19 protein-coding genes are annotated in these 22,237 nt (G+C 40.5%); 5 read left to right on the plus strand and 14 right to left on the minus strand.

The annotated features are described in order from the left end of the window. Positions 1-136: 136 nt before the first annotated feature. The 4 genes from PGX00_RS18510 to PGX00_RS18525 all read right to left on the minus strand — a co-directional run bounded on the left by PGX00_RS18510 (position 137) and on the right by PGX00_RS18525 (position 4,224). Positions 137-1,369, minus strand: coding sequence for a quaternary amine ABC transporter ATP-binding protein (locus tag PGX00_RS18510; protein ID WP_272139356.1), 1,233 nt, complete (start codon positions 1,367-1,369; stop codon positions 137-139). Next, entirely contained in the window at positions 1,362-2,261 is a 900-nt protein-coding gene (locus PGX00_RS18515) for an ABC transporter permease (protein WP_272139357.1), read from the minus strand. Before PGX00_RS18515 ends, PGX00_RS18510 begins: the two co-directional genes overlap by 8 nt. A gap of 74 nt (positions 2,262-2,335) precedes the next feature. Beyond that, positions 2,336-3,319: an ABC transporter substrate-binding protein gene (locus tag PGX00_RS18520; RefSeq protein ID WP_272139359.1), complete on the minus strand. Its 984-nt coding sequence runs from the start codon at positions 3,317-3,319 to the stop codon at positions 2,336-2,338. 407 nt (positions 3,320-3,726) lie between these two features. Beyond that, a complete protein-coding gene (locus tag PGX00_RS18525; protein ID WP_272139361.1) occupies positions 3,727-4,224 on the minus strand; it encodes a MarR family winged helix-turn-helix transcriptional regulator in 498 nt (165 codons plus the stop codon). 384 nt (positions 4,225-4,608) lie between these two features. On the opposite strand from PGX00_RS18525, the gene PGX00_RS18530 reads away from it, so the two are divergent. Continuing rightward, entirely contained in the window at positions 4,609-6,189 is a 1,581-nt protein-coding gene (locus PGX00_RS18530; protein ID WP_272139363.1) for a BCCT family transporter, read from the plus strand. A gap of 132 nt (positions 6,190-6,321) precedes the next feature. Here PGX00_RS18530 and PGX00_RS18535 read toward each other — a convergent pair whose 3' ends face one another. The 4 genes from PGX00_RS18535 to PGX00_RS18550 form a co-directional block, all read right to left on the minus strand. Next, complete coding sequence (locus tag PGX00_RS18535; RefSeq protein WP_272139365.1) at positions 6,322-7,413, minus strand: ABC transporter ATP-binding protein; 1,092 nt, start codon at positions 7,411-7,413, stop codon at positions 6,322-6,324. 21 nt (positions 7,414-7,434) lie between these two features. Continuing rightward, the gene (locus PGX00_RS18540) at positions 7,435-8,598 is read right to left on the minus strand and encodes a carbohydrate ABC transporter permease (RefSeq protein WP_272139367.1); all 1,164 of its coding nucleotides are present in this window, start codon (positions 8,596-8,598) and stop codon (positions 7,435-7,437) included. Then, positions 8,599-9,609: a carbohydrate ABC transporter permease gene (locus tag PGX00_RS18545; protein ID WP_272139369.1), complete on the minus strand. Its 1,011-nt coding sequence runs from the start codon at positions 9,607-9,609 to the stop codon at positions 8,599-8,601. It abuts the gene before it with no gap. A 148-nt stretch (positions 9,610-9,757) separates the two neighbouring features. Beyond that, complete coding sequence (locus PGX00_RS18550; RefSeq protein WP_272139370.1) at positions 9,758-11,107, minus strand: ABC transporter substrate-binding protein; 1,350 nt, start codon at positions 11,105-11,107, stop codon at positions 9,758-9,760. 281 nt (positions 11,108-11,388) lie between these two features. Here PGX00_RS18550 and PGX00_RS18555 point away from each other — a divergent pair, with 281 nt between their 5' ends. The 3 genes from PGX00_RS18555 (at position 11,389) to PGX00_RS18565 (ending at position 15,177) form a co-directional block, all read left to right on the plus strand. Continuing rightward, the gene (locus PGX00_RS18555) at positions 11,389-12,429 is read left to right on the plus strand and encodes a LacI family DNA-binding transcriptional regulator (protein ID WP_272139373.1); all 1,041 of its coding nucleotides are present in this window, start codon (positions 11,389-11,391) and stop codon (positions 12,427-12,429) included. Between the two features lie 44 nt (positions 12,430-12,473). Next, positions 12,474-14,159, plus strand: coding sequence for a glycoside hydrolase family 13 protein (locus tag PGX00_RS18560; RefSeq protein ID WP_272139375.1), 1,686 nt, complete (start codon positions 12,474-12,476; stop codon positions 14,157-14,159). Between the two features lie 304 nt (positions 14,160-14,463). Next, positions 14,464-15,177 (plus strand): flagellar brake domain-containing protein, encoded by a 714-nt coding sequence (locus PGX00_RS18565; protein ID WP_407702418.1) that lies wholly within the window; start codon positions 14,464-14,466, stop codon positions 15,175-15,177. 84 nt (positions 15,178-15,261) lie between these two features. Here the strand turns inward: PGX00_RS18565 and PGX00_RS18570 are convergent, their stop codons facing one another. Next, the gene (locus PGX00_RS18570) at positions 15,262-17,622 is read right to left on the minus strand and encodes a Lon protease family protein (protein ID WP_272139379.1); all 2,361 of its coding nucleotides are present in this window, start codon (positions 17,620-17,622) and stop codon (positions 15,262-15,264) included. A 302-nt stretch (positions 17,623-17,924) separates the two neighbouring features. Here PGX00_RS18570 and PGX00_RS18575 point away from each other — a divergent pair, with 302 nt between their 5' ends. Then, the gene (locus PGX00_RS18575) at positions 17,925-19,067 is read left to right on the plus strand and encodes a GGDEF domain-containing protein (RefSeq protein ID WP_272139381.1); all 1,143 of its coding nucleotides are present in this window, start codon (positions 17,925-17,927) and stop codon (positions 19,065-19,067) included. A gap of 189 nt (positions 19,068-19,256) precedes the next feature. Here the strand turns inward: PGX00_RS18575 and PGX00_RS18580 are convergent, their stop codons facing one another. From PGX00_RS18580 to napG, 5 genes are all read right to left on the minus strand, one after another. Then, complete coding sequence (locus tag PGX00_RS18580) at positions 19,257-19,400, minus strand: hypothetical protein (RefSeq protein WP_272139383.1); 144 nt, start codon at positions 19,398-19,400, stop codon at positions 19,257-19,259. Between the two features lie 146 nt (positions 19,401-19,546). After that, positions 19,547-20,128, minus strand: coding sequence for a cytochrome c-type protein NapC (gene napC / locus PGX00_RS18585; protein ID WP_272139386.1), 582 nt, complete (start codon positions 20,126-20,128; stop codon positions 19,547-19,549). An 8-nt stretch (positions 20,129-20,136) separates the two neighbouring features. Continuing rightward, on the minus strand, positions 20,137-20,571 hold the full coding sequence (locus PGX00_RS18590) for a nitrate reductase cytochrome c-type subunit (RefSeq protein ID WP_272139388.1): 435 nt from the start codon (positions 20,569-20,571) through the stop codon (positions 20,137-20,139). Then, positions 20,561-21,436 carry a quinol dehydrogenase ferredoxin subunit NapH gene (gene napH / locus PGX00_RS18595; protein ID WP_272139391.1) on the minus strand — a complete coding sequence of 292 codons (876 nt, stop codon included), beginning with the start codon at positions 21,434-21,436 and terminating at the stop codon, positions 20,561-20,563. The genes PGX00_RS18590 and napH overlap by 11 nt, the downstream gene beginning before the upstream one ends. Beyond that, entirely contained in the window at positions 21,433-22,233 is an 801-nt protein-coding gene (napG, locus tag PGX00_RS18600; protein WP_272139392.1) for a ferredoxin-type protein NapG, read from the minus strand. The genes napH and napG overlap by 4 nt, the downstream gene beginning before the upstream one ends. Positions 22,234-22,237: the final 4 nt, after the last annotated feature.

Here is a 22,237-nt window from a genome sequence, read left to right on the forward strand (position 1 = left end):
AACTCCGTCTTTAGTTTTTCGCTAATTATATAAATCACAGTCTAAGTGCCTAGCATTAAATTACAAAAAATAAAAAAGGGCCAACTTAATGAGGCCCCTTTAGACAAGTTAAAACGGTCGATAACCCTAAAACAAACTAGCTATTTGTCTCTTTTTCCTTGTCTTCTTCTTTCTCATCATCAAGGTTCGGTTTGTCAGAAAATATCTCTGCTACCGATTCTTTTTGTAACGAACCTTTTAGGTTACCTTCACTATCAACAACTGGTAGAGAATAATCAGACGAAATCGTGTCAGTTAATACATCCTCAATTGCCGATTCAGGAGAAATTGTTGGTACATCTTCATATATATCAGATTGAATTTCACCACTAGTATCCAATGAAACCGCAGACTCTAGCTCTTTCTCAGTGATAATGCCTTGGAACCCATCTTTTGTTACGTGGTAGCCATAATCATGAGATGATTTTTTCATTTGGGCAAGTGCACCTTCAATCGTTGCTGATGTAATTCTCATCGCAGGGCGTTGCATAACCGTTTCCACTGTTAATGCTCTTGCTCTGTTTACATCTTTAACAAAGGCTTCCACATAAGCATCCGCAGGCTCAAGTAAGATCTCGTCAGGAGTCCCCTGTTGAACAAGCTCACCATCTTTTAGAATAGCTATTCTGTCACCAAGTCTTAAAGCTTCATCTAAATCGTGGGTAATGAAGATTATGGTTTTATGCAATGTTTCTTGAAGTTCAATTAGCTGATCTTGCATTTCACTTCTAATTAGAGGATCTAGAGCAGAAAATGCTTCATCCATTAGTAGAATTTCAGCATCGGTACAAAGAGCTCTTGCTAAACCTACTCGCTGCTGTTGCCCACCCGATAACTGTGAAGGATATTGCTCTTCATATCCTTTTAGACCAACTGTTTCAATCCAATCGCTGGCTTTTTGGAGCCTTTTGGCTTTATCAATATGTTGCACTTCAAGTCCATATGCAACGTTATCGATCACTTTTTTATGTGGGAACAAACCAAAGCGTTGAAATACCATCGACATTTTGTGGCGACGAAATTCCTGCAATTGCTCCACACCAAACTCCATGATATCTGTATCGTCTACAACGATCTGACCTTCTGTTGGGTCGATTAATCGATTAAAATGGCGTATCAATGTAGACTTACCTGAACCAGAAAGACCCATAATAACGAATATTTCGCCTTTCTTAATCTCAAGATTAATGTCTTTTAATCCGACGGTATGTCCAGTCTTAACAAGTATTTCATCCTTACTTAAGCCTTCCGCAATCATAGGAAGCACTTTTTTAGGATTGGGACCAAATATTTTATAAAGACCAGCGATCTTAATTACTGACTCAGTCATGCTTCTGGTCTCCTAAATGCGCTTGAGTACGTTTTGCATACGCTTGTGACGCTCGGTCAAAAAGAATGGCTAAAGCGACAATAGCAAATCCATTGAGTAAACCCAGAGTAAAGTACTGATTGGTAATTGATTTCAATACTGGCTGCCCTAAACCTTTAACACCAATCATAGAAGCAATAACGACCATAGATAGAGCCATCATGATGGTCTGGTTTATCCCTGCCATAATAGTTGGCATTGCCAAAGGTAACTGCACACCAGTTAATCTCTGCCATCGACTGGCACCAAAAGCAGTTGCGGCTTCGAGCACTTCTTTGTCGACAAGTCTAATACCTAAATTAGTTAAACGAATAACTGGAGGAATAGCGTAGATAATAACCGCTATTAAACCCGGAATTTTACCAATACCGAGCAACATAACAACCGGGATAAGATACACAAATGCTGGCATGGTCTGCATAATGTCGAGCATTGGTGTCACTATCGATTGAATTCGATTTGACCTTGCCATCGCAATACCAATTGGTATTCCAATCGCGATCGCTAAGAAGGTACATACGGTGATAATACTGAGCGTTCGCATAGTATCTTCCCACATACCAAAATAACCAATGAGCATTAGAGAGATAAAACACGCAACCGCTAATTTGACAGAACGACTTGCAACAAAAACTAAACCGGTGCAGATGACCAGAACAATCCACCATGGGGTGCCTAATAGTAATTTTTCAAACCAAATTAGGAAAGTGAGTAAAGGGTCAAAAAAGGACTCTATCATATCGCCATATTCGCGAGAGAACTCTTTATACCCACCATCGAGCGTCTTTCGTATTAAACGAAGACTTGAACGGTCCATTTCTGGAAAGCTGTACAACCAGCTACTATCAGCCATCTTTAAATCCTTAATAATAAAAGAGCAACCTGCAGCAAGTTACTCTTTTAATTTTTTGTTTAACAATAATAAAACTATAACGCTGACGCTACTTTCTCAGCCGTTTCAGCAGGCAGCCACGCTTTCCAAACTGTTGGATAATTTTCGAAGAAATAGTACATTGCATCTTGTGCATCCGCTTGTTCTTCCTCCATCCAAGCTAATAATTTGTTCATGTCAGCATTAGAAAAGCCACGCTTGCCCAAATATTCCATAACAGGTTGGTTTTTATCAGAAAACTCTTTAGTTGCCACAGTGTAAACTGGTGACAACGGGAACATAGTAACCTTAGGGTTCTCACAACCCTCTACCGCAGTACAAGTAAGGTATTCATTTTCATCAACACCTGAGCCAAAATCAACCTTGACCATTTCGTACTTACCAAGTATTGCCGTTGGTGCCCAGTAATATCCGAACCAACCTTCTTTTCGCTCATAAGCTTTAGCAATAGAACCAGAAAGACCTGCAGCTGAACCTGGATCAATCAATTCAAAACCAGCGTCTTCCATCTTAAGCGCATCAAACAAATTAGAAGCGGAGATCTGACAACCCCAGCCGGCAGGACAGCCATAAAATCCACCTGCTTCTGGATTTTCAGGGTGCTTAAATAGATCTGCGTGTTTTTTTACACCTTCGATTGTTTTCAGTTCAGGATATTGATCAACTAAATACTTAGGTACCCAAAAACCTTCTTCTCCACCATCAACTAATGACTTGCCAGCATAAGCCAATCGATCTTCTTTGACGCCCGTCTCAATGGCTTCTTTTACTGCGTTGGTCCATATCTCAGGAGCAATGTCAGGCTGTCCTTTCTCTATCATAGACGTTGTCGTTGGCATTGTGTCACCAGGAATCAAGTCTGCATCACAGCCGTAACCTTCTTCCAGAATAAATCTATCGATGTTTGCGATTAGACTCGCTGAACTCCAGTTCATATCGGCAATAGACACACTTCCACATTCACTTGCAGATGCGTTTGCGCTCGCGAGTAAAGCTAATGCAGCAATTTTGTATTTCATAACTATCCTTTTTTGAATTTCTTCCATGTATAAACTTATCGGTCAGCAATCTAAACTTGTCTTTTTATAGGCTAAGATTATCAACTCTCTCTAATTAAGCATAACCAATAAATAATTAGTGTTCAAATGATTAGAGTTGATTGCATTAAATAAAGACCTATTATTTCTTATTAAATTTAAGCTTACGTCTTAAAGTCGACCACAAACCCAACAAGATAAATCATGTATGTTATTGTTTTAAAGTAAGATATGAGCAAAAGTAAAACAAGCATCAGAGATGCTGCTTAATTTATTTCACTATTTTAAGATTTCTTAACAATTTCAACTCAAATGATTATTTTGAAATTGAGATACAAAAAAACCCATCACTAAAAATAGCAACGGGATTCATTTAAGCGGGAAAATAACTAATTAGCTTTTGGGCACAGGGGGATTGGATCCGTAATATTTCCAAGTTCTAGTACAGGTGCAACATCATAAGACTCTGCGTTCATCATATAAGCTATACGCTGTACAGAAGACAACAAAAGGCTTTGCTCCCACTCTTCTAAATTGTGAAACTTATTGATAAAGCTTTCTTGCAAAGGAAGTGGCGCGCTATTTAGCAACAATCGCCCCTTTTCAGTTAAGTTAGCATGCACTTTTCTTTTATCTGTCGTACTGCGCACCCTTTCTGCCAATCCATTTCGTTCTAGCCGGTCCAATATTGTGGTTGCGGTCGCAGGACTCATATTAGTATGAGTAGATAACTGTCGAATAGTCACCTCGCCTAACTCTCTTATTGATCGCATAAGTATCAATTGTGGTCCCGTAAGGCCAGAATCTTTACTTAATTTTTTTGAGTGCAAATCAATAGCTCTAATAATCTGTCTTAACGACACTAGAACTTCTTCGTGTTTTTCCAACTCATAACTCCGTAAATGGGAAAGAACTTCTTAACTAAGGCGAAAATAGCTAACTTTATACCACTTGAAAAGAGCTAACTATAAAAAATGCCGTGACAAACCCTTCAACAAGCACAAATAGTCAATGCAACGACCTGTAATGATTCGTCATCGAACAATTAACAACACTACCAAGAAAGTGAGCTGGAGTAAAACAGCTCATAAATACAACACCCAACCGACTATTAAACTGTTTTTTGAGCAATATTGCACCATAAGGTGGCAATAATAACTTAAAAGCGTAATATGTGCGGGAAATCACAGTTAAAAATACAACGAGTACAAACGACTAAACCAGAAAATTGGTTGGTACGAGATAACTCACTTAAAACTAAGAGAGATATAATGCCTATAGGCTCAAAAAAATACAGCATAGATAGCACCGACTACAATGTTGGGCAAGATAACGTGCAGAAATGGGGTTTCGATGTACATAATCCAGTATTCGGAGTCAGTGCAGGACTAGTCCTTCTGTTCCTTGTTGCCGTTCTAGTCAGTGATGCAGAAACGGCCAAGTCAGCGTTAGATGGACTAAAGTGGAAAATTATTGGTACATTCGACTGGCTTTTCATTTGGTCAGGTAACCTTTTTGTTATTTTCTGCCTTGCTCTAATCCTTTCTCCATTAGGTAAAATTCGCTTAGGCGGTGATGCTGCCGTTGCTGATCACTCATTTTTATCTTGGCTAGCAATGTTATTTGCTGCGGGTATGGGTATTGGTTTAATGTTCTGGAGCGTGGCCGAACCTGTCGCTTATTTTACAGGTTGGTACGAAACTCCCTTAGGTGTCGAGGCTAATACGCCAGAAGCGATGAAATTAGCTTTAGGTGCAACAATGTTCCATTGGGGTCTGCATCCATGGGCAATATATGGTGTTGTCGCACTTTCTCTTGCTTTCTTTACTTACAATAAAGGTCTTCCTTTATCCATGCGTTCTATTTTTTATCCTTTATTAGGGGATAGAACTTGGGGTGCAGCGGGACATGTTGTGGATGTTCTTGCCGTATTAGCCACTTTGTTTGGTCTTGCCACCTCACTTGGTTTAGGTGCTCAACAGGCAGCAAGTGGTATTCAACATGTATTTGGTATTGAATCTGATATTACTTTGCAAATAGCTATTATTGCCTTTGTCACGTTGCTTGCCATTGGTTCTGTTGTTCGAGGTATAGAGGGCGGTGTTAAAGTATTAAGTAACATCAATATGTTAGTGGCTATTGTTCTGGTCGTACTGGTTGCATTAATTGGTGCAGCGGTGACTTTTGGTACCATACCAACCACGTTCATGGCATATATAGAGAATATTATACCTCTTAGTAATCCGATAGGCCGTGACGATACAGCTTGGTTCCAAGGTTGGACTGTTTTCTATTGGGCATGGTGGATCTCGTGGTCACCATTCGTGGGTATGTTTATCGCTCGTGTATCTAAAGGGCGCACAGTGAGAGAGTTTCTTACTGCGGTGTTATTAGTGCCTACGTTTGTTACTATCATTTGGATGTCTGTATTCGGTGGTCTTGCACTGGATCAGGTTATCAATCAAGTGGGTGAACTTGGTGCAAAAGGATTAACGGATGTTCCGCTCGCCATGTTCCAAATGTTTGATGCGTTACCTTATGGTTCAATACTTTCAGTGATTGCTATCGTGCTTGTATTGGTTTTCTTTATTACTTCTTCAGACTCTGGCTCTCTAGTTATCGACAGCATTACCTCTGGAGGCAAATTAGATGCGCCCGTACCGCAAAGAATATTCTGGGCAACCTTAGAAGGCACTATTGCTGCAGCTCTACTTTGGATTGGTGGTACTGAAGCGATTCAAGCATTGCAAGCTGGTGCAATTTCAACCGCATTACCATTTACGGTTATTTTGCTGCTTATGTGTGTGAGCCTAACTATGGGCCTTAGAACAGAAAGAAAAAATAGACCATAATTTCTAAGTCTACAAAAAAGAAAGCCTCGAATTAAATCGGGGCTTTCTTATATTCAGCGTATATTATTGTTTACTTAAGAAAAGTAACTAACGGCAATATGCACGTGATAGAATAGGCATCCATAAGCAAGGTTACAAATACTTCACAGAAATACCTTCGCTATTGAACAGATGCATTTTGTCTGACTCCGCTTTCAAGTGAATTGTCTGTCCTTTATGGAACTCCATAATTCCAGATAATTTTGCCACTACTGTTTCTTCCTGATTCGGCACGACTATATGAAGTAAAGTGACCTCCCCTAAAGACTCAACAAAGAGAACGGTCCCAGTAACATAGGCGTCATGCTCAGTTGCTATTTGGAAGTCTTCTGGTCTAATCCCTAACTGTCCTGTTGTCCCCACTAGCGAATCAGATACAGGAAATGGGAAAGTTGTCTCATTACCATTGTCAAACTTCACTTTAGCGGTTTCGCCTGCGGCAATAATGTCAGTATCTATAATGTTCATTGAAGGTGAACCTATAAACTTAGCCACAAAGACATTCGCTGGGTTTGTATAAAGCTCTAATGGTGTCCCCACCTGCTCTATCCTACCCGCCGACAATACAACAATTCTGTCTGCTAGCGTCATTGCTTCAACCTGATCATGCGTCACGTAGATCATGGTTGTTTTTTCCATTTTCTCTTTCAGATTTGCTATTTCTATTCGTGTTTGAACTCTTAGTGCCGCATCCAGATTAGATAAAGGCTCATCAAATAGAAATACCTTGGGATTACGGACAATTGCTCGACCTATTGCAACACGTTGCCTTTGGCCACCTGAAAGTGCTTTTGGTAAACGACCTAAGTACTCGGTCAACTGCAGCATGTCTGCAGCAGCCATGACTCGCTTATCAATATCTTCTTTCGATTCTTTCGCGATACGCATCGCAAATGCCATATTGTCATAGACCGTCATATGCGGGTAAAGTGCGTAGGTTTGGAACACCATCGCGATACCACGCATCGCAGCAGGAAGATCATTAACCTTCGCACCTTCAATTTCTAAATCGCCCGCAGTAATATCTTCTAATCCAGCGATCATCCGCAATAAAGTCGATTTTCCGCAACCTGAAGGACCAACGAAAACAATAAATTCACCAATATCGATTTCTAAATCAATACCATGAAGAACTTCAGTTTCGCCGTAGGCTTTTTTAATATTTGTAAGTTTTAAACCATTCATTGAATTCTTCTCTTAAATCAATTATTTCACTGAACCAGCCAAAAGGCCGCGTACTAAATAGCGCTGTAGACTAAAAAACACAGCCAAAGGTACGGCAATAGAAACAAATGCCGACGCTGTTAATATTTCCCAATTGCCACCACGGGAGCCTAGAAGCTCTCTCAATCGGCCGGTTAGCACCAGTTCGTTCTCACCATTACCTAGGAACACCGTTGCAACTAAAAGATCATTCCAAACCCATAAAAACTGGAAGATGGAAAATGATGCCAAGGCAGGAAAAGATAATGGAAGCACGATACGGACAAAAATCTCAAAATCCGTTGCTCCATCAACACGTGCCGACTCAATGATCTCTTTCGGTAGATTAGAAATATAATTTCTCAAAAGATAAATTGCTAATGGTAGGCCAAACCCAGTGTGAGCGAGCCATATGCCGAGATAAGTCTTTGCCCCAACGCCAAAAAATGCACCAATATCATTGTATAAACGCAACAAAGGTATCAACGACATCTGCAAAGGCACAACTAATAAACCAACAACTAATGCTATCAACAATGGACGACCTGGCATGCGCATCCACGACAAAGCATATGCTGCAAATGCAGCGATAAGGATGGGAATCACCGTTGCTGGAATAGTCACCGTTAGTGAATTAATAAACGACTGGCCGATACCTTCTGCAGTAAGAACTTCACGGTAGTTGTCTAGGCTAAATTTAGGGGGAATGACCGCAGTAAAAAACACGCGTTTACCACGAGAACCAGTAAATGGTTCGGGAGATGTCATTATATATTGACCTGTAGCGCTTACTGTAAGGGTTTGCCCCTTACGCATCAATGCTATATCACCAGGAAAATGCTCCGTTGGCGCTTTCGATGTCCAACCAAACATCCTAACATCAACATCTTCGCCATTTTCACCAATAGACCCTTTTAAAACATAGACACCATTTTCAAGCACTTGCGTATCTGGATCATCAGTACGACCAATTAAATTTTGCTCTGATGCAGACAATGCGGTCCACCAACCTGACACAGCTAACTGATCTTTATCTCGGAAAGAAGAGATCAATAAACCGGCAGTAGGTAGCGTCCACAATACAACGATAATCAATACGGAAAGATGAACCAAAATAGTTAACGGGGAGCGCCTCAATTTACTTAGGCTGAGTTTTGCCTCTGACATTTAACGACCCTCCATCTGAGCATTAGCTTGGCGAATATTCCAAACCATGACAGGGATAACTGCAACCATTATAACCACCGCTATAGCGGCGCCTCTTCCAAAGTCACCCCCACCTCTAAACATCCAATCAAACATCATGTTAGCCAATACTTGTGTATCCCATTGTCCATTAGTCATGGCTAGTACAATATCGAAAACCTTTAGCACCGTTATCGTTATCGTAGTCCAAACAACCGCGATGGTTCCCCAAATCTGAGGGATTAGAATTTTAAAAAATATCTGAATACCGTTCGCTCCATCCAATACAGCTGCTTCTACTGTTTCTTCAGGAATACCACGAAGTGCTGCGGATAAAATCACCATTGCAAAACCTGTCTGGATCCAAACTAAGATGACCATTAAAAAGAAATTATTCCAGAATGGAATGGTTATCCAAGCTTCTGGCGTTCCACCAAAGTATTCAACTAGCGCATTCAATATACCTATTTGTTCCGACCCTTCAGCACGAAAATCGTATACAAACTTCCAAATAATTGAAGCACCGATAAATGAAATCGCCATCGGCATAAATATCAAACTCTTGGCAATGTTACCCCAACTAATTTTATCGGTCATAGCAGCGATAATCAGACCAAAAAAAGTAGAAGCAGCAGGAACCACGAGTAACCACATAAGGTTATTAAAAAGAGACTCTCTAAACTCTCGATCATTAACTAACCATACGTAGTTTTTTAAACCCACAAAATCTTCACCAGCTCTATCACTTAATGAAAGCATAAATGAATCAAATACCGGATAAACTAAATACAAACCAAGGAAACTCAATGCAGGCCCAAGAAATAACCATGGCCTAACTGATGCAGCTCGACGAATATTCTTCGCCATTTGCATATTGGATACTCCACGCGTGGGGAATATCAGATTGAGAACAATGTTGCTACCAAAGAAGTAAAATACACAGCCTGCAACACCGAGGACCATGATAAAGAGGGAGGAATATAATTGATCCATAACAGCCTCACTAAAGAAGACAAAAAAATCCAAATAAGAGGAAATATTAAGTAATCTACTATTCATCTAGTAGATATTTAACCAGTACAGATGCATCTAGTTACGAAGGGCATCAAATGCAAATGCACTGGTTTTCAGTTTTTATAAATTACTTAATTGCATCCCAAGTATTTTGGATTTCATCCGCAACATCTTTAGACGATTTACCACCACTGAAGTCGACCATTCCAGTCCAGAATGAACCTGCACCAATCTTACCAGGCATCAAGTCAGAACCATCAAATCGAAATGTCGTTGCTCCAAGAAGAATTTGACCTTGTTTCTTAAGTGCTTCGTTAGCGTAAGCGTCAAGGTTTGCACCTTTAAACGGAGTCAAGAAACCGGATTGTGCCATCCAAACTTCGTGAGCAAGTGGTAAACGGAGGAACTTCATAAACTCTCTTGCCGCTTTCGAATCTTTCGTCACACTCCACATCGTACCTGCACCAAGGACAGGTTTACCTAGATCCTTGCTTTCATACGCTGGGAAATAGAAGAAATCCGCATCTTCTCCCAGTGTTGTTCCTTCAGGGAAGAAGCTTGGGATAAATGATGCTTGGCGGTGCATGTAACATTTTGCTGGTGAACTGAACATACCTTTAGGGCTATCGCGGAAATCGGTAGCTGCAACAGCACGAGAACCACCGTCCACATACTTATCGTTTAAGAACCAACCAAACTCGTCAATAGCAGCAACAACTTTAGGGTCATTAAATTTAAGCTCATTTTTTGTCCAAGCGTCATAATCTGCTGGAGATTGAGTACGCAACATTAAATCTTCAACCCAGTCCGTCGCTGGCCAACCAGTTGCACCACCACTTCCCAGACCGATACACCAAGGTGTTTCGCCATCTTCAACGATCTGATTAGTTAACGCTTTTAGATCTTCCATTGATTGAGGGACTTCATAGCCCGCATCTTCAAAGTTTTCTGGCACATACCAAACGAGAGATTTCAAATCAACTTTATAAAAGAAGCCATATAAATGGTCTTTACCCTGCTTATCTGCAAACGTACCAAGATCAACCCATGAAGTACCAGCAGCGTAGTTATCCTTAATCCAAGGTCCCCAGCTTTCTTCTAAAGGGGTTAAAAATCCTTTAGAGGCAAGGTCAGCAGCTAATCCAGGCTGTGGGAAGATAGCTATATTTGGCGCACTACCCGCTTGTACATCTATCGCAATTTGTTGTTCGAAAGAGTCAGAGCCTGCGTATTGAACATCCGCACCTGTCGCGGCTTCAAAATACGCAATAACACTTTCAACTAATTCTTTATCTGGGCCCAACCAAGGGCCGCGAATAGTAATAACTTCGCCTTTTAAATCCACTTTCTTCAAGTATTCAAAACTTTGCCAGTTGAAGCGGTTGTCGTCTCCTGGCGCATACTTGAGATCAGCAGCCATAGCGGAAGAAGAAAGTATCGCTAGAGCCACTGCGCTCGTTAGTAGAGTAGTTTTCATCGGTTCGAACTCCATGTCTTTAGTTGCTATTATTATCTTGGTTTCACGTCAAGACTTAATCGGTTAAGTCCATGCAAACACAGTAGACTGCATTTTTGGATTCGACCAATTTTGAATCAATAATTGCTAATTAGATCATATTATCTGGTTATGTATCACTCAATTAGTGACCTCGCTCAAATTAATAATTATTAACTCCACTTTCATATTTCTAAAATTTACTTAATCGTTCTAGAATCCCTGTGTGTCTAAATTTTAGACGCGAAGAATGGGAAGTTAGCATGAAAGCGAATAACGTAAAAAAACCAACGCTGAAAATCGTCGCCGCAAAACTTGGTGTATCTACTGCCACCGTCTCAAATGCATTTAACCGTCCTGATCAATTGTCGACGACCTTGCGAGATAAAATCCTAAAACAGTGTATTGAGTTGGGGTATACCGGGCCGAGTTTAACCGCTCGAAGTCTACGCACGGGAAAAACAGGCGTCATTGGCGTCTTATTAGCAGACAACCTTTCTTTTAATTTTACTGACCCAGTAGCGACCGAATTTCTCGCAGGTATTTCACAAACCCTAGATGCACAACACGTCAACATGCTGCTTTTGCCCTCCAATGCGGAAAACTACCAGAGCACTCAAGTTGAAACTATTCCAGACTGCTTTATCGTATATGGAAAACCCGTAGAACCAAGCATCATTGAACGAATCCAAAGACAAGGTAAACCATTAATAACAGTGGATTTTACCCTGGAAAACACCCCAAGCGTTGGCATAAATAATAAGAAAGCAGCTTATGATATTGCATGTCTTACACTTAAAGAGCCCGGATACAAAGCGCTCATCTTAGGCTTACGACTCGAATCCTCTCTGTCACTATCATTGGCGAACTTCGATAACCTTTATACTAGTGAAGAATCTATCTCACGGTGTCGATTTGAAGGGTATAAACAAGCGCTTGCAGAGAATGGTCATGAATTAACAACAAAAGATGTTTGGCAGATACATCACCTAGAGTCCGACTCATTAAAAACCATATTGAGAGGAGCACTTACCGCACCCGACCATGTTGATGTGCTCCTTTGTATGAGTGATAAAATAGCGTTAGCGGCATTAGAGGTTGCCCATGAATTAAACATCAACATTCCTAACGAATTAAAAATAGTTGGTTTTGATGGTATTCCAGAAGCTGAAAGTAAAGGACTAACTACCATCGCACAACCCCTATCCGAAAAAGGACGAGTTGCCGCCCAGATGGCCTTAAACCTCATCCCATACGAAACCGTTGAGCTGCCATTCCAATTAATGAATCGTCATAGCAGCTAAGTTACATATTTATGATCATTCGCTTGCTGAAGGAGTAAGTTCCCATGAGTACCGAACAATTGAAAAGACGCTGGTGGCATAATGCTGTTGTTTATCAGATCTATCCGCGTAGTTTTAACGACTCCAATGGTGATGGTATCGGTGATATCCCAGGGATAATTGAAAAGCTAGATTACATCAAGCAACTTGGAGCAAATGTCATTTGGCTAAGCCCGGTTTACAAATCCCCAATGGATGACAATGGTTACGATATCTCAGATTACATGGATATTGCGCCTGAATTTGGCACCATGGAGGATATGGACGAACTTATAGCACAAGCTGATGAGCGTGGAATCAAGATTGTTATGGATTTGGTTGCCAACCACACTTCTGATGAGCACCCTTGGTTTATTGAATCAAAAAGTAGTAAAGACAATCCAAAACGCGATTGGTACATTTGGAAAGATCCCAAAGAAGATGGAAGTGAGCCCAATAACTGGGAATCTTTCTTCACACCAAAAGCATGGACTTTTGATGAACCTAGTGGTCAGTATTACTGCCACCTGTTCAGTAAAAAACAACCCGATCTTAACTGGGCTAACCCCGAAGTTCGTGATGCCATCTATAGTATGATGCATTTTTGGCTTAAAAAAGGTCTTGGTGGTTTTAGAATGGACGTTATCAATATGATTGGTAAACCTTCTGACTATCCTGACGCCACTATTTTTGACTCAGGTGTCGCAGGCTGGGAACACTGGTCTAATAATCTCCTTGTTCATCAATATTTACGTGAAATGCATGACAAAGTACTCTCTCACTACGACGTACTCACTGTTGGCGAAACCCCTTTTACTACGACATTAGACGGTCGCTATTACTCACATCCTGATCGCAATGAAGTAAGTATGATCTTTCACTTTGAACACATGAGCATCGACAGAGAAGAACACAACGCTGTACGTAAACCTTTTGATTTGGTGGAGTTCAAATCTATCATGTCTAAATGGCAAGATGACTTGTACCAGAAAGGATGGAACAGCTTATACTGGAGCAATCACGATCAACCTAGAGCCGTTTCTCGTTACGGCTGTGACAGTCCAGAATACAGAGTGATTAGTGCGAAGATGTTGGGTACAGCTCTTCACATGATGAGTGGAACACCATACATTTATCAAGGTGAAGAGCTAGGAATGACCAATAAGTTTTTTGCCAGTATTGATGAATACAATGACTTGATGGCGAAATTTCATTATCAAAAAATGATGGGCAAAGGCATTCCAGAACAAGATGCTTTGGACTTCTTAAACTATTTCTCAAGAGATCACGCCAGAGTGCCACTTCAATGGAATACAGATACTAATGCTGGGTTCACAACCGGTACACCGTGGCTGGCTATCAACGAAAATTATGTTGACATAAATGCTGAACAAGCGATTAGCGATGACAACTCAATATACCATTATTATCGCAACCTAATTTCACTACGTAAGAGTGATGAATATGGTGACGTGATCGTTTATGGCAATCACAAGATACTTGACGAAAACGACGCTGAAGTATACGCCTATCTTCGATTTTATGATGGTAAAACACTATTGGTAGTTGCAAATTTCACTGCTGGAAATCAAACAAGAAGCTATGATTTTCAACTCAAGAAAGTCATCGTAAATAATTACGAAGATGACTGTTCATCGATACAAGACATCACGTTAAAACCCTACCAAGCCTATATCTTTAATGTAGAATAAATTCATTACATAAAAGGACAAGTGAATAGCACCCCAATACAAGGTTACTGGGGTGCGGTCTGCGGAGTTACTTTCAAATTGATCATAAACTTACTTAGGTTGGTAATATGCAACTCGACTCTTTCTTTTCTTTAGATCACAAATCATCCAATCAGACGCTAATCTTCGCCTCTGATACTAAAAGTGAGTTGCAACCCTTTCAATAATCCTTATTATCAATCGTATGTATATAAGCCTCTACTGGTTTACACACTCAGGAGTCAATTAAGTGAGTGCACAAGGTTCATCAAAAAGACAAGATAGAATAGACGTTAAAGAAGCCCCTGCAATCAATGGCAATGAAAGTACGATAAACAGTACCGACGCTATCGCTATGGTTGATCATGGTAGTGAACTTACGATCAATCTGACTACACCTGTTGGTATCAAATATATGGGAAAGACAAAGTTTATTGGAACCCATTCTGATAACTTTATTCTCTTAGAGATACCTAATATATCGGAAGACGATCAAGACTATTTTTTCCAAGAAGGGTTCTGGATGAATATTCGTGCTATCTCTCAAAAGGGAGAAGGCGCTCTTATCTATTTTCGCACGCAGATCATGCACATTCTTAAAGAGCCTATTCCACTGATTATGGTTTCCATTCCGGGAATGATGAAGGTTAATCAACTAAGGAAAGAACCAAGATATGATGTTGCACTTAAAGCCCATGCAGAAGTAGGTCAAACCAAATTAGAATGTGAAGTTAGGGATTTATCTAAGGGAGGGTGTCGATTTATCACGAGCCCTTTAGCGAAAAAATATGATGTTGGTGAAGAAGTGGTCATTAATATAGTCACATCATCAAACTCTAAAGTAAAACTGCTGCCGCTGTACGGCACGATATGCAATCTACAATCTTCTATGCACTACGCTAAATATGGTCTCAAATTCAGTGAGACAGGCCAAACACACGTTAAGAGTCTACTTGGCCTACTCAAATTCGACGGTGTAAAGCTCACCCTCAAGCTTTGACAGTAAAACCTTAACTACCACCTACTTTCGTTGGAGAGTTAAGGTAAAAAGTCGTTATCCTCATTTAATGACTAAAATCTATTCTCACTTACGAAGCGCATTTAGCTTAGCCTGAGCAATCCCGAATATAGTATTGATTGGAAAGCTCCCTTCATCACTGGGCTCTCCAGCGGGTTTACCGGTAAACAGCTCTATCGCTTCTGACACATGATCAATTGCCCAGATGAAAAACTCTCCTTTCTCTACTGCTTTCACAATATCTTTACGTAGCATTAAATTATGAATGTTAGACCTAGGAATAATAACACCTTGATTTTGTGTTCGACCTTTCACACTACAGACATCAAAAAATCCTTCAATTTTTTCGTTTACACCTCCGATAGGCTGAGCTTCACCGAATTGATTCATTGAGCCGGTAATCGCAATATCCTGTCGATTTGGTTGCTTAGAAAAAGCAGAAACGACCGCGCAAAATTCGGCCATGCTCGCACTATCTCCATCTACGCCACCATAAGATTGTTCAAAGGTAATGTTAGTTGTTAAAGGTACTTTTGCCGTTTTTCCAAAAACAGAAGCCAAATAAGCCGACAAAATCAAAACGCCCTTTGAGTGGATACTACCTCCCAAATCTACATTGCGTTCAATATCAATAACCTCTCCATCACCGTATGATGTTGTCGCTGTTATCCGGTTAGGTGCACCAAACATGTAATCACTGGTCGTTAATACCGATAACGCATTAACTTGGCCTATTGCTTCACCCTCAGTATGAATAAGCGTTGTACCATTGACAAAGCTCTCCATTACATCGTCTTGTAAACGACTAACCCGCGTTTTTTGATTATCCAGTGCTTGTTCTACATGGCTGGCTCGGATCAGATTTGAACGAGCATTTCGCGCCACATAATTGGACTCTCTTAGCAAATTTGCAATGTGAGCAGAATGCAATGACAGCTTATTTTGGTCTGCTGCACTACGAGAACTGTATTCAATGATTCGACTCATCGCCTTTTTGTCACAATGGAGCATATTATTGTCGTGCACAATGCTGGATATAAAGCGAGCATAATGCAATTCAGAGTCGGGCGTACGAGACATTTCATCCTCAAAATCCGCTGTAACTCTAAACAATTCACTAAACTCTGCATCATAATTTTGCAGTAACTGATAAGTTCGATAATCACCGAACAAAATAATTTTCACATCTAGTGGAATAGGTTCAGGGTCTAGCGACACTGTCCCCGTTAAAGTCACCTCTTTCTCTAGAGAAGTAAAACTTAGTTGCTTAGAACGAAGTGCTCGCTTCAAGCCGTCCCATACATAGGGTTGTTCCAGTACTTTTATTGCGTCCATCAATAAAACGCCACCGTTCGCTTTGTGTAAGCTGCCAGCTCGAATTAATGAGAAATCCGTAAATACGGTTCCTTTAAAGGTCGCGGTTTCTGTATAGCCAAACAGGGAGTGATAATTTGGATTTTCTTCTACGATAATAGGAAAGGCATCAGCACTTTGTCTCACCAAAACATTAATCTTATAACGACGTGGTAATTTTTTATCTAAAGATGCGGCTGCGATTTCACCCTGCTCATCGCTCTCTTCTAAAAATATTTCGACGTTCTCTACAATATCTTTTTGTAGATCAGTTAAGTATTTTCTAATTTCAGTTAGCCCAACATATTCTTTTTTAAGCGCTTTAATAAAATGAGTAATAACGTCTAAAGTGACTTCATCGTTCAATTTCTGAATTTTTTCACTGTATGACTCTTCCCATTCAGTCAATTGGCGAACCATGGAGCGAAGTTGAATTTCTAGCGCATCAATATCTTTTCCAAACTGCTCTTGTTCTTTTTTGGATAATGCATCAAAGGTTTCTTCGCTGTGTTCTTCTTCTCCATTCATGGCGATAAATTGGTAGTCACCCTGCGTGGTAAGCGTTAGGTTGATGCTTTTGCCTTTAGCAATTTTGCTAATATCTTCAAGTTCACTTTGCTGTTTTTTAACTAACTGGCTTTTTAATTTTTCAGCTCGAGTAAAGTACATTTCATTATCAAATGCTAAAGGTATTGCTTTGACCAGCTTCTCCATCAACTTTTCGATGTCATGCTTAAATTTGTTTCCAGTACCTATAGGTAGCTTGAGGACCTTAGGTGTTCGGATATCATCAAAATTAGCGACGTAACACCAATCGAACAGAGAATTGATTTCATGTTGATGCCTATTTAAATAGCGTAGCACCATGGTTCGTTTGCCTAAACCATTACGTCCTATAGCATAGATATTGTACCCTTTCTCCTTAATGGACATAGCAAACTCAACCGCTTTTTGAGCCCTTTCCTGCCCAACTATTTCATCTAGTGGGGGCAACTCTTTGGTCGATTTGCAAGGCAACTTTTCTAATTTTGCCACATGATAAAGCTGAGAAAATTGTAGTGGAGTTATCGACATCATCACCTCCCGTGATAATTCAAGTAGTAGGTACTTTTGTCAGTGTAGATGATTTTTCATTACATTTTAGTGAGTTAAGCAACAATAGAGTTTCAAGTGATTAGTATTTAGCCAATATTAATAAAAAATAATGAGACACCTCGTTGTATTAATATTAAGACTTACACAACAAAACGTGATATCGGTTCAATAAAAAATGAACAGTGAGATTGAGATCACAGTAATTTCAACAAAAAATCAACAGTAACTATCCGCATTTCATTACAATACAAGCTGCTAAATAGAGAATAGAAACGAGTGGCATGCGTGATCAACTGAGAGGAATAAAGCTTGAAGCAATGGCGGATATTCGCCAATCGCGAAAGAAAAAATTGCTGATCACATTCTCGTCGATTGCATTAGTTATTTTATATTGCTACAGCGTGGTCAATTACCTTGATGGCAAACAATTAATAGCCTTAGTCAATCTTGTTAGTGCCACCTGCTGTGCAGGACATATCTGCTATATTTTAATCAATAAAACAGCCAGTTATAGCCCGCTTATCCCTTCGATAGCTGTATTGATCAATGCATTTATAAACATTGCCGAACCGACCGGAACGATTTTCTGGGTCTATCCTATTATTTCTGCGATCTTAATGATTAATGAATTTAGAACCTCCTTAATCTATACCGTCGTATTTTTTATTGGTGCTTTTACCATCTTAATGATGGGTGCTGACAGCTCTATTGACTATTTTACCTATCAAAATCTTTCTGTAGACAAATTCCTTCTATCCACACTGACTCTTTGCATCGTGACGCTTATTTCAAATTATGGGTATAAAAACGCTTCAGACTATCTTCAAAGCCTTTATCAAGAAGGAATTGACCAACTCGCCTATAGGGATAGATTGACAGGATTAGCAAACCGGTGGAGCTTTGAGGTTTGGTCAAAAGATAAATTAATAATTGCAGACAAACAGAGTTCGATTACTGCGTTATTGTTCCTCGATATCGACAACTTTAAGACCATCAATGATACATACGGACATGATCGTGGCGACAAATTGCTTCAACTTTTTTCTAAGCGTATTCAAAGCAACATGAGAACAACCGACCGCTCTACAAACAAAGATGATTACTCTATCGCTCGGTACGCTGGGGATGAATTTATGGTCTTGTTACATGACATACCAACAATTGAAGATCTTCAGCGCATTGTATCTAGGATCAATACTCTGTTTGACGATGAATTAAGCCAGACAGAATTAGAGTTAGCCGCTCACCTTACTTTCAGTATTGGGATTGCCATATATAAAGAAGATGCCAACAGCCTAGAGGACTTGATTAGATGTGCTGATAAGGCCATGTATGAAGCTAAAAATTTAGGTAAAAATCGCTATCAATTTTATCATTCTGCTCAGAATGAAAGTACTAAACCAACAAAGCTCTCAATTGCTTAATTGCTTAATTGCTTGGAAACATAAACAAGATCCAGACCCAAAATGCACCTAAAGTGATAGACCAGATCAATACCCGCCAGAAGGTGAGTTCCGGAACTTTACTTTTACGTTGAGACTTATCTACTTGTGATTGCTGTAGTTTAGCTTTAGCTTGTTCAATTTGTTTAGCTCGCGCTTTTTCCGGATGGATCACAGAATCATAGAGTTCACGCTGCTCTCTTTTTCTTCCGCTTTGTTTGCTATATCGGAAAATCGTTTGCGCTGATTATTGGTAAGCTCCTTATTAGGGTCATAGGACTTACCAGGGTCAGTATGCATGCGTGTTACCGCCATATATTTTCCCCTATCAAAAATTATCTATACATTAATTATAGACCCCTTACTCCATCAAAGTCATATTTCAGATGTAACATCAAGTAAACTAGAGCCTAAGATAAAAAAATAGCACCCAAGGGTGCTATTTAATAAAAGAGACTAAATTAAAACTCTTTGCTAACGGTATGCTCTTTAGGCAATTGGTGCGCAATACCTTTATGACAATCGATACAAGTTTGACCTTGTTCTTCTGCTGCATTATGTATTTGCGCGGCCACTGGCTTCTGTTCAACATAATCCATGTACTCAAAATTATGACAGTTACGACACTCTTGAGAGTCGTTTGCTTTCATACGAGCCCATTCTCGAGTCGCCATCTCAAAGCGATGATCTTCAAACTTTTTAGGAGTATCCACAATACCAAAGACTTTTCCGTAGAGCTCCTTACTTGCTTGAATCTTACGGATCATCTTAGGAACCCACTCTTTTGGAACGTGGCAATCTGGACACGTCGCACGAACACCCGAACGGTTCGAGTAGTGAATAGTACCTAAGTACTCTTGATACACATTGTCTTCCATTTCATGGCAGCCAATACAGAACTCTTCTCTGTTTGACATCTCCATACCAGTGTTAAAACCACCCCAGAAGATAATACCTGCAATGAAACCAACCGTTAAAAGCGTTCCAAGAGCCAGATGGCTCGGCTTGGTAAACCACGCCCATAGGCGTTTAATCATTCCCATACCGCCCCCTACTGGCCAAATTTACCAGCTGGTTTGAAATCATTAACTACTAGAGGTTTCGCGTCTACTTGTGTTACGTGACACTGTAAACAGAAATAACGACGAGGCGCTACTTCAGTCAACATTTTGTTATCGCGATCCATATAGTGCGTCGGACTCACACGTGGTGCTCCAGTTTTGCGATAAGTACTCACATCATGACACTCTAGACAACCATTATTACTCACGTTCAGTTGCACTTGAACTGTTGAATGTGGGATAAGTGGCGGTTGATTTACATAATCTAATGCCAATTTATCTTGATTTTTAGGTAGCTGCTTAATAGTAGACACCTGATTGTTATCGCTTATACCCTGATCGCCGCGAAGTGATGTCACTTCGGCGAACGCTGCCATACTTACTAAAGCGGCCAGCATTGCAGACACGACAAACTTACTCTTCATATTTAGCTCCAGTTCTTATTCTAAATTCGAATACTTTCTCAGCACAGACATCAATACAGCGACCGCATGAAATGCAATCCTGACTCATGATTTTCCTGTCGCCCTGTTTCAACGGTTGTCTCAATATTTTCGGTTCCGGACAAACGTTGTAACAATCCATACAGTTATTGCACTGCTCCCTTTTGGTCGCAGTTACACGCAATAGACTATAGCGACCGATAACACCATACGTAGCACCTAGAGGACATAGATGACCGCACCAAGCATGCTCAACAAGGAGCAAATCGATAAGGAACACCAACAGTATCAACACCGAGCCAGCACCAAATCCGAAAATAATACCTCGGTGAAGTGCGGAAACGGGATCTAACCATGTCCATAACAAAGTGCCTGATATAGCACTACCAATTAGGATTGCCGCAAGTAACCAATAACGTAATGATGACGGCCATTGATAACTTGCTTTGAGTCCTGTTTTTCTTCTAATCCATGCAGCCAAATCTGTTACCAGATTCATCGGGCATATCCATCCACAGAACATTCTCGGTCCTGCAATAGCATAAAACCCTGCGACTATTACCCCGCCAAGAATGGCAGTGGTTTCGGGCCAGTAACCTGTTGCAATTGTTTGAAGCAGTAGAAGAGGATCAGACATTGGTACGGTCCCTAGCAAAACGCTAGAAGACAAGTTACCTTCCAATACTCCCCATGTTGGTCCCATAATAAACAGACCGATAACCGAAAGCTGACACAGTCGACGTAAGATTAAGAATCGGTAAGCACTCCACCAACCCAATTTTTCTCTTGCGTCTTTACCTGCGTTTTTTGCAAGATTCTTCACGCTCTTAGGTTTCACCGCCATCATAAGCCTCCTTGTTTAGGACCGTCTGGCTTAATACCATCAGGGTTACCCAAAGGTTTACGATTTGGTAAATCTAGCTGTTCAGGAATCAAACTTTCACCACCGTGATTTGCTTTCTCTTCCCAACCCAAACGATAGTGATGACCTAACTCACCTTTCGCTAACGCTATTGGGACAACCTTGATTGCTGTTTCTTCTAGCACACAAGCTTCTTCGCATTTACCACAACCGGTGCATTTATCTGACACCACTGTTGGGATAAAGCTAGCATGAACACCAGTACGTTGATTACGTATAGGTTCAAGCGTTATGGCTTCATCTATCAGCGGACATACTCGATAACAAACGTCACAACGCAACCCTTGCCAGTTCAAGCATGTCTCATGGTCTATGAGAACAGCGGTTCCCATTTTTGCTTTCGCTATATCAGTTAACCCTTTATCTAGAGCGCCACTCGGGCACTCTACAACACACGGAATATCGTCACACATTTCACACGGAATACTTCTCGCAGTGAAATAAGGAGTACCCGTAGCCACTGGTGACAACATCGTCGCCAGCTTTAAGGTGTCATAAGGGCATGCTTGAACACACAAACCACAACGTAAGCAAGAGTTTAAAAACTCTGGCTCAGCTAAGGCACCTGGTGGGCGAATAGGCACACCGGATGTATCAGCTTTACTCTGTTTGGTTTGCAACCCAAGCACTGTCGTTGCGGCACCAACTCCAACCGCAGTCCGAAGAGCGTCTCGCATGAAACGTCTTCTACTCGCAGATGGCAAAGAATGTAAGATTTTCATTCTT

This window comes from Vibrio algarum (assembly GCF_028204155.1).
GTDB lineage: Bacteria > Pseudomonadota > Gammaproteobacteria > Enterobacterales > Vibrionaceae > Vibrio > Vibrio algarum.

What these genes read in the sequence shown, in the direction of transcription:
- PGX00_RS18510 (WP_272139356.1), bottom strand. Translation starts at nt 1,369, where the DNA reads ATGACTGAGTCAGTAATTAAGATCGCTGGTCTTTATAAAATATTTGGT.
- PGX00_RS18515 (WP_272139357.1), bottom strand. Translation starts at nt 2,261, where the DNA reads ATGGCTGATAGTAGCTGGTTGTACAGCTTTCCAGAAATGGACCGTTCA.
- PGX00_RS18520 (WP_272139359.1), bottom strand. Translation starts at nt 3,319, where the DNA reads ATGAAATACAAAATTGCTGCATTAGCTTTACTCGCGAGCGCAAACGCA.
- PGX00_RS18530 (WP_272139363.1), top strand. Translation starts at nt 4,609, where the DNA reads ATGCCTATAGGCTCAAAAAAATACAGCATAGATAGCACCGACTACAAT.
- PGX00_RS18535 (WP_272139365.1), bottom strand. Translation starts at nt 7,413, where the DNA reads ATGAATGGTTTAAAACTTACAAATATTAAAAAAGCCTACGGCGAAACT.
- PGX00_RS18540 (WP_272139367.1), bottom strand. Translation starts at nt 8,598, where the DNA reads ATGTCAGAGGCAAAACTCAGCCTAAGTAAATTGAGGCGCTCCCCGTTA.
- PGX00_RS18545 (WP_272139369.1), bottom strand. Translation starts at nt 9,609, where the DNA reads ATGGATCAATTATATTCCTCCCTCTTTATCATGGTCCTCGGTGTTGCA.
- PGX00_RS18550 (WP_272139370.1), bottom strand. Translation starts at nt 11,107, where the DNA reads ATGAAAACTACTCTACTAACGAGCGCAGTGGCTCTAGCGATACTTTCT.
- PGX00_RS18555 (WP_272139373.1), top strand. Translation starts at nt 11,389, where the DNA reads ATGAAAGCGAATAACGTAAAAAAACCAACGCTGAAAATCGTCGCCGCA.
- PGX00_RS18560 (WP_272139375.1), top strand. Translation starts at nt 12,474, where the DNA reads ATGAGTACCGAACAATTGAAAAGACGCTGGTGGCATAATGCTGTTGTT.
- PGX00_RS18570 (WP_272139379.1), bottom strand. Translation starts at nt 17,622, where the DNA reads ATGTCGATAACTCCACTACAATTTTCTCAGCTTTATCATGTGGCAAAA.
- PGX00_RS18575 (WP_272139381.1), top strand. Translation starts at nt 17,925, where the DNA reads ATGCGTGATCAACTGAGAGGAATAAAGCTTGAAGCAATGGCGGATATT.
- PGX00_RS18580 (WP_272139383.1), bottom strand. Translation starts at nt 19,400, where the DNA reads ATGGCGGTAACACGCATGCATACTGACCCTGGTAAGTCCTATGACCCT.
- napC (WP_272139386.1), bottom strand. Translation starts at nt 20,128, where the DNA reads ATGGGAATGATTAAACGCCTATGGGCGTGGTTTACCAAGCCGAGCCAT.
- PGX00_RS18590 (WP_272139388.1), bottom strand. Translation starts at nt 20,571, where the DNA reads ATGAAGAGTAAGTTTGTCGTGTCTGCAATGCTGGCCGCTTTAGTAAGT.
- napH (WP_272139391.1), bottom strand. Translation starts at nt 21,436, where the DNA reads ATGATGGCGGTGAAACCTAAGAGCGTGAAGAATCTTGCAAAAAACGCA.
- napG (WP_272139392.1), bottom strand. Translation starts at nt 22,233, where the DNA reads ATGAAAATCTTACATTCTTTGCCATCTGCGAGTAGAAGACGTTTCATG.